6 protein-coding genes are annotated in these 6,369 nt (G+C 46.2%); all 6 read right to left on the bottom strand.

The genetic code is table 11. From position 1 onward, the window contains the following. A partial coding sequence (secA, locus tag B3D59_RS11715; protein ID WP_286819935.1) for a preprotein translocase subunit SecA occupies nucleotides 1-1,585 on the bottom strand: 1,585 nt, incomplete at its 3' end. A gap of 142 nt (nucleotides 1,586-1,727) precedes the next feature. Continuing rightward, complete coding sequence (locus B3D59_RS11710) at nucleotides 1,728-2,525, bottom strand: M23 family metallopeptidase (RefSeq protein WP_286819933.1); 798 nt, start codon at nucleotides 2,523-2,525, stop codon at nucleotides 1,728-1,730. Between the two features lie 178 nt (nucleotides 2,526-2,703). Then, entirely contained in the window at nucleotides 2,704-3,741 is a 1,038-nt protein-coding gene (argC, locus tag B3D59_RS11705) for an N-acetyl-gamma-glutamyl-phosphate reductase (RefSeq protein WP_286819937.1), read from the bottom strand. Between the two features lie 176 nt (nucleotides 3,742-3,917). Then, nucleotides 3,918-4,370 (bottom strand): macro domain-containing protein, encoded by a 453-nt coding sequence (locus B3D59_RS11700; RefSeq protein ID WP_286819932.1) that lies wholly within the window; start codon nucleotides 4,368-4,370, stop codon nucleotides 3,918-3,920. 18 nt (nucleotides 4,371-4,388) lie between these two features. Next, entirely contained in the window at nucleotides 4,389-5,114 is a 726-nt protein-coding gene (locus B3D59_RS11695) for an amino acid ABC transporter ATP-binding protein (RefSeq protein ID WP_349676891.1), read from the bottom strand. Between the two features lie 53 nt (nucleotides 5,115-5,167). After that, entirely contained in the window at nucleotides 5,168-6,268 is a 1,101-nt protein-coding gene (locus tag B3D59_RS11690; RefSeq protein ID WP_286819922.1) for an amino acid ABC transporter permease, read from the bottom strand. Nucleotides 6,269-6,369 lie beyond the last annotated feature (101 nt).

Below are 6,369 nucleotides of genomic sequence, written 5' to 3'. Positions count from 1 at the left end.
CGGACCGCCCCCTCAACTGGTTGTCAATACGCCGGGATTCATGGCGGGATGTGCCGAGAATATGAAGGCCGCCAAGTTCTTTTACCCCTTCTCCCAGCTTGATGTCCGTACCACGCCCGGCCATGTTGGTGGAGATGGTCACAGCGCCTTTTTGGCCCGCAGTGGCCACAATTTCCGCCTCTTCCTTGTGGTGCTTGGCATTAAGAACATTATGCGGAATCCCTTTTTTCTTGAGCTTTTCACTTAGGGATTCGGAGACATCAATGGAAATGGTACCCACCAGCACAGGCTGTCCTTTTTTATGTAGCCGGATAATCTCCTTGATGGCGGCATCGTATTTTTCCTTCTGGGTCTTGTAAATCAGGTCCGCCCGGTCGTCACGCACCATAGGCTTGTGGGTGGGAATGACCAGCACATCCAGATTATAAATTTTTTTAAATTCCTCTGCTTCCGTATCCGCTGTTCCGGTCATGCCCGACAACTTGTCATACATCCTGAAGTAGTTCTGGAAGGTGATGGAAGCAAGGGTCTGGTTTTCATTCTCGATTTTAACCCCCTCTTTGGCCTCAAGGGCCTGGTGAAGACCTTCCGAGTAACGACGGCCACTCATAAGCCGGCCTGTAAATTCATCCACAATGACGACCTGACCGTTTTTTACAATGTAGTCTGTGTCTCGTTTGAAAATTACATGGGCCTTTAAAGCCTGATTAAGGTGGTGCAGGAGTTCAATATTGGCCGGATCATAAAGATTCTCCACATTGAGCAGCTCTTCACCCTTTGCAATGCCCTCTTCGGTAAGGGACACGGTTTTTGATTCTTCATCCAGGGTATAGTCGGTATCTTTTTTAAATGCCGGGATAATCGCATTGGCCTGGGTGTAGAGATGGGTGGATTTTTCAGCCGGACCTGAAATAATCAAAGGGGTTCTTGCCTCGTCAATGAGAATGGAATCCACTTCGTCCACAATGGCAAAATGCAGATCTCCCTGGGCCAGCTCTTCGGGATCGAATTTCATGTTGTCCCGCAGGTAGTCAAAACCAAATTCATTATTTGTACCGTATGTGATATCTGCGGCATAGGCCTGTTTGCGTTCCTGTGATCCCATGTCATGCAGGATGACGCCTACAGTCAGTCCTAAAAATTCATACACCTGGGACATCCATTCCGCGTCACGCCTGGCCAGATAGTCATTGACCGTAACAATGTGAACACCTTTGCCCGTAAGGGCATTCAGGTAGGCGGGCAGGGTGGACATCAAGGTTTTACCTTCACCGGTTTTCATCTCTGCAATAGTACCGCGGTGCAATGTAATGCCCCCAATGAGTTGGACATCGTAATGACGCAGTCCAAGGGTGCGTACCGATGCCTCTCTGACCAGGGCAAAGGCTTCGGGAAGAATGTCTTCCAGGGTCTCTCCCTTTGCCAGGCGGATTTTAAACTCAGTTGTTTTTTCACCTATGCGGGTATCTGATAAAGCCTGCATTTGGGGCTCAAATTCGTTTATTTTGTCAATAATCGGTTGAATTTGTTTAAGGATCCTGTCATTGTTGGACCCGAAAAGTTTAGTAAGAAAAGTGAGTAACATGTAAAGGCTGCCTGTTTAAATTTTAAGGTCATTTAATTTGTCAGTAAAATATATAATATATAAGCATTATTCCAGGAAATAAAAGAAAAAAAAATTCAGAATAGTCACGAATTTTTTTCTGGATAGGCGGAAATAGGGAACACTAGTTAATAATGTATTTTGAGGGGTTGGCAGGGGTCCCGTTGACAAGAACCTCATAGTGAAGATGGGGCCCGGTGGTTCGGCCGGTATTGCCTAAGGTGGCAATTTTCTCTCCGCGGTTAACCTGTTGGTGTTTATGGACGAGGATATCTCTTAAATGGGCATATTTGGTAGCTTTCCCATATCCGTGGTCAATAATGACGACATTTCCATAGCCGTTCTTTCGTCCGGCAAAGACCACTTTACCGGCCGCAGTTGAAACAATTTTAGTGCCCGTTCGGTTGGAGATATCAAGACCTGAATGAAAGGTTTTTCCTCCAGTGAATGGGCACTTGCGGTAACCAAAAGACGAGGTTATCATACCTGAGACCGGCTTGATGGAAGGGGATGAGGCCAGCAGGTTTTTCTTTTTTTCCAATTTATTGATCAGTTCTTTGAAATCCAGTTTCTCTTTATCTGCAACGGATCTGATCTGTTTTACCTGATGATGCATCTCTCGTATCAACGCGTTATGGCGGACATCCAGGGGTATCTCTTGATCCAGATCGGTTTCCGGTACTCCGCCGATGCCCCAAAGGCCTGATGATTGTCCTGATTTGTCAATATCGGCAATGAGGCGGACCTGATTCTCCAATTGCCCAAGTTTTGATATTTGTTCCTTTAGCCCCTGAATTTCCCCGGCAAACACCTGGATCTGGCGTCTCTGGTCTTCAAGTTCCGTTTTTTGACCCGCGATGGTTTCATGGAGCGCTGTGTTATCCCAGTCAGCCCGCTTAAGCAAATAGTAATCATACCCCAAATAGGATACTGCGCCGACGAAGAGCAAAAAAAGAGGAATAGAAAAAAGTAAAAACGATTTTCTAAGTGAAATTTCTCTTATATTTGAACTATCGTCTGAATGAAACCATATTTTGATTCGGCTTTTCATCTGGACATTAATACAGGTTCTATGACCCCTGTGTCAAGTAAAAATGCCCCTACAGCGGGGTTTGCACCCAATCCAACCCGGCTTCCTCATCAATGTCGAACATGATATTCATATTCTGAACGGCCTGGCCGGCAGCGCCTTTGAGCAGGTTATCAATGCCGGAAACCAGTATCAGTCGGCCTGATTCAGGTTCGAGGTGAAAGCCGATATCGCAGCAGTTCGTCCCCTTGACATGGGAGATGTTCGGAAATTTATTCGGGGGTAAAATCCTGATGAAGGGTTCGTTCTCGTACCATTTATTCAGGGCCTCGCGAATTTGTTTTTCGGCGACATTTTTACAGGTTTGGGCATAAATGGTTGAAACCATCCCCCGGGTTACGGGCACCAGGTGGGGAACAAAGGTCAGGGAAACCGGTTCTCCGGCTGCCTTGGTTAACACTTCGTTGATTTCAGGGGTGTGCCTGTGATTGCCCACTTTATACGGACCAAAAGATTCGTTTACCTCACAAAAATGGGTGGTCAGTGAAAGAGAGCGGCCTGCGCCGCTGACCCCGGATTTCGAATCTGAAATAAGGCCCTGGGGAGAAATCAGTTTTTCCTTGAGCAACGGAACCAGGGGCAGAAGGATGGATGTTGGGTAACACCCGGGATTCCCGATGATCCTTGCGCTTCTGATGCGATCCCGGTTGAGTTCACACAAGCCGTAAACACTTTCCTCCAGAAGCTTTGGGGCGGTGTGTGGCTGATATACCGATTCATATGCTTTGGCATCATCAAACCTGAAGTCCGCTGAAAGATCTATGACTTTTATACCCTGGTCTATGAGTTTTGGCGCAAAGGCCATCGATACCTTGTGGGGCAAGGCCAGAAATACGACATCCACTTTACTTGAAAGCGCAACGGCATCAAAGGGTGTGCATACCAGGGATTCAAATCCGCGCATGGACGGAAATATGTCGGTAAATGCTTTCCCCTGGTATGAGTTTGAGGTCACTGCTTCAAGGCTGGCCTTAGGGTGGTTGGAAATCAGTTTGACCAGTTCGAGGCCGGTATAGCCTGATGCGCCTGCTATTGCTGTTTTAATCATCATTTTAATCTTTATTTTTAGTCTTAATGTTTTAGATTTAGTGGTCGCACACCCCCGAGTTTGGGTGCAAAAATCTCCATCTCCAGAACGCAGAGGGATGCCTTTGCGCCAAACACTAAAATAAAATCAGCAATTGTGCAAATCCTATTTGATTATTTTTTAATTGTGGAATTTAATCATCTCAGCTCAACCAGGGTATGAGTCTCGCCATCCAGGGCGCTGTCTATTATTTTGCTGATCATGTTCCAGTCTCCTTTGGCAAGGCCTGCCCCGATTTTGGGATATGCCATGCGATTGCCGCTGAACTGTTTTTTCAATGCGCTAAAGACTTTTTTTATGGCATCATAATCAACCAGTACCCCGTCCCCCGAATAGTGATACTGGGTGTAGGCATTGATCACATACAATCGTCCGGATGGTGTGTTTACACATGCCTTTGAATAACTGCCCAGCTTGGATATGTCTCCGGATGCCGTCGCAAGGTCGGCTTCCCAGGCCTGGGGGAAATGGGTGCGGATCTGTCTGGCAATTCCGGCGCCCATGGTGCAAAAACAATTGCAGCCGTGAATGATTACATCAAAGTGCCCTTCTTTGGCCAGGTGAATTAAATCTCCTTTTACGCATTCCATCTGACTTTGCTCCGTAAATTAGTTTAAAATTTGGCTTAAAAAGAATTTGGTGCGTTCATGTTCGGGATGTTCAAAGAAGTCCTTGGGATTATTTTCCTCCAGAATCATTCCTTCATCCATGAGCATGACCCGCTGGGCCACAGTTTTGGCAAACCCCATTTCGTGGGTGACCACAATCATGGTCATTCCCTCTTCGGAAAGCTGGATCATGACGTCCAGAACTTCTTTTACCATTTCAGGGTCGAGGGCCGAGGTCGGTTCATCAAAAAGCATCACTTTGGGCTTCATGCAAAGGCTTCTGGCAATGGCCACTCGCTGCTGCTGGCCACCGGAAAGCTGGCCTGGATATTTTTTTGCCTGTTCTGCGATTTTGACTTTTTCAAGATAGAACATGGCGGTCTCTTCGGCGCTTTTTTTAGGTGTTTTTCTTACCCATATCGGCCCTATGGTAAGGTTGTCCAGGATGGTCAGATGGGGGAAAAGATTGAAATGCTGGAAAACCATCCCCACTTCCGTGCGAATTTTTTCAATATTTTTTAAATTGTTGGTCAGTTCGATATCGTCAACAATGATTTTTCCTTTCTGGTGTTCTTCCAGCCGGTTAATGCATCTGATCAAAGTGGATTTTCCCGAGCCAGAAGGTCCACAGATGACAATTTTCTCCTGTTTTCTGACTTCCAGGTTTATATTTTTTAATACATGGAAATGACCATACCACTTGTTCAGGTCCTGTATCTGAATAATTACGTCGTCTTGTCGGGTATCGTTCATATTTTATGCTTTCAAAAAAAAGATCTCTATCGTTTGTCCGTATCCAGTTCCCGCTCAAGTTTGCGTGAAAAACTGGACATGGAAAAACAGCCTAAAAAATAAATCAGGGACACAAAAAGGTACATTTCGGTGGAAAACCCCATCCATTCAGGATTCTGGATAACATTTTTTGCAGTCATTAAAAAATCGAACAGGGCAATGATCACCACAAGGGAGGTGTCTTTGAATGCGGAAATCAGAACACTGACCGTGGGCGGGATGACGATTTTAAGGGCCTGGGGCAGAATAATCAGGCGCATGGTCTGGGCGTAGTTCAGACCTATGGCGTCTGCGGCCTCAAACTGCCCTTTGGGCATGGCCTGTAATCCGCCTCTGACCACTTCGGCCACATAGGCGGCCGTAAACAGAATAATGGCGACCTGTGCCCGGAGGATGTTGTTGATGGTGATCCCTTCGGGTAGGAATAATGGGAAAATAATGGATGACATGAAAAGCAGTGAAATGAGGGGTACGCCCCTGATAAGTTCAATATAGGCCACGGACATCAGTCGGATCAACGGCATCTTTGACACCCTGCCAAGGGCGAGAATAACACCTAATGGATATGCTGAGGTCAGCCCGAATATGGAAAGCAGCAATGTTAAAGGCAATCCCCCCCATTTCATGGAGTCCACAGGCGCTAATCCTAAAATTCCGCCCTTCATGAGAGCTCCCATAGCAACAAGGCCGACCGGCCAAGCGTATGCCAGTTTTTTTGTCCAGAATCTGCGGTTGCTGGAGAAAAACAAAAGGAGAAAAAGGATCATCATGGCCGCAAAGGGGCGCCAGTGAATATCATGGGGATAAAATCCGAAAATGATAAACCGTAAGTTTTTAAATACCACGGACCAGCAGGCCCCTTCGCATTGTTTGCAGAAATCCGGGTTTGTGAACCAGGACGCCTTGAAAAAGGCCCACTGGATAAAAGGCGGAAGAAATTTAAGGATGAAGGTCAGGATAATGAGGGTTAAAACGGAATTGAAAATTCCATTAAACAGATTTTCTTTAAACCAGCCAATGATGCCTCTTTGGTTTACCGGCGGTTTAATATTCTTTATTGCCTCATGGTCAATGGGAACGACAGCCATAATTATCTTTCCACTAATTGCGATTTTTTGTTGTACCAGTTCATGAATAAGGAGGTAGACAAACTAAAAGTAAGGTAGCATCCCATGATTAGTGCGACCCC

This window comes from Desulfobacter sp. UBA2225 (genome assembly GCF_002348205.1).
GTDB lineage: Bacteria > Desulfobacterota > Desulfobacteria > Desulfobacterales > Desulfobacteraceae > Desulfobacter > Desulfobacter postgatei.
This window is presented reverse-complemented; position numbering and strand designations above follow the sequence as displayed.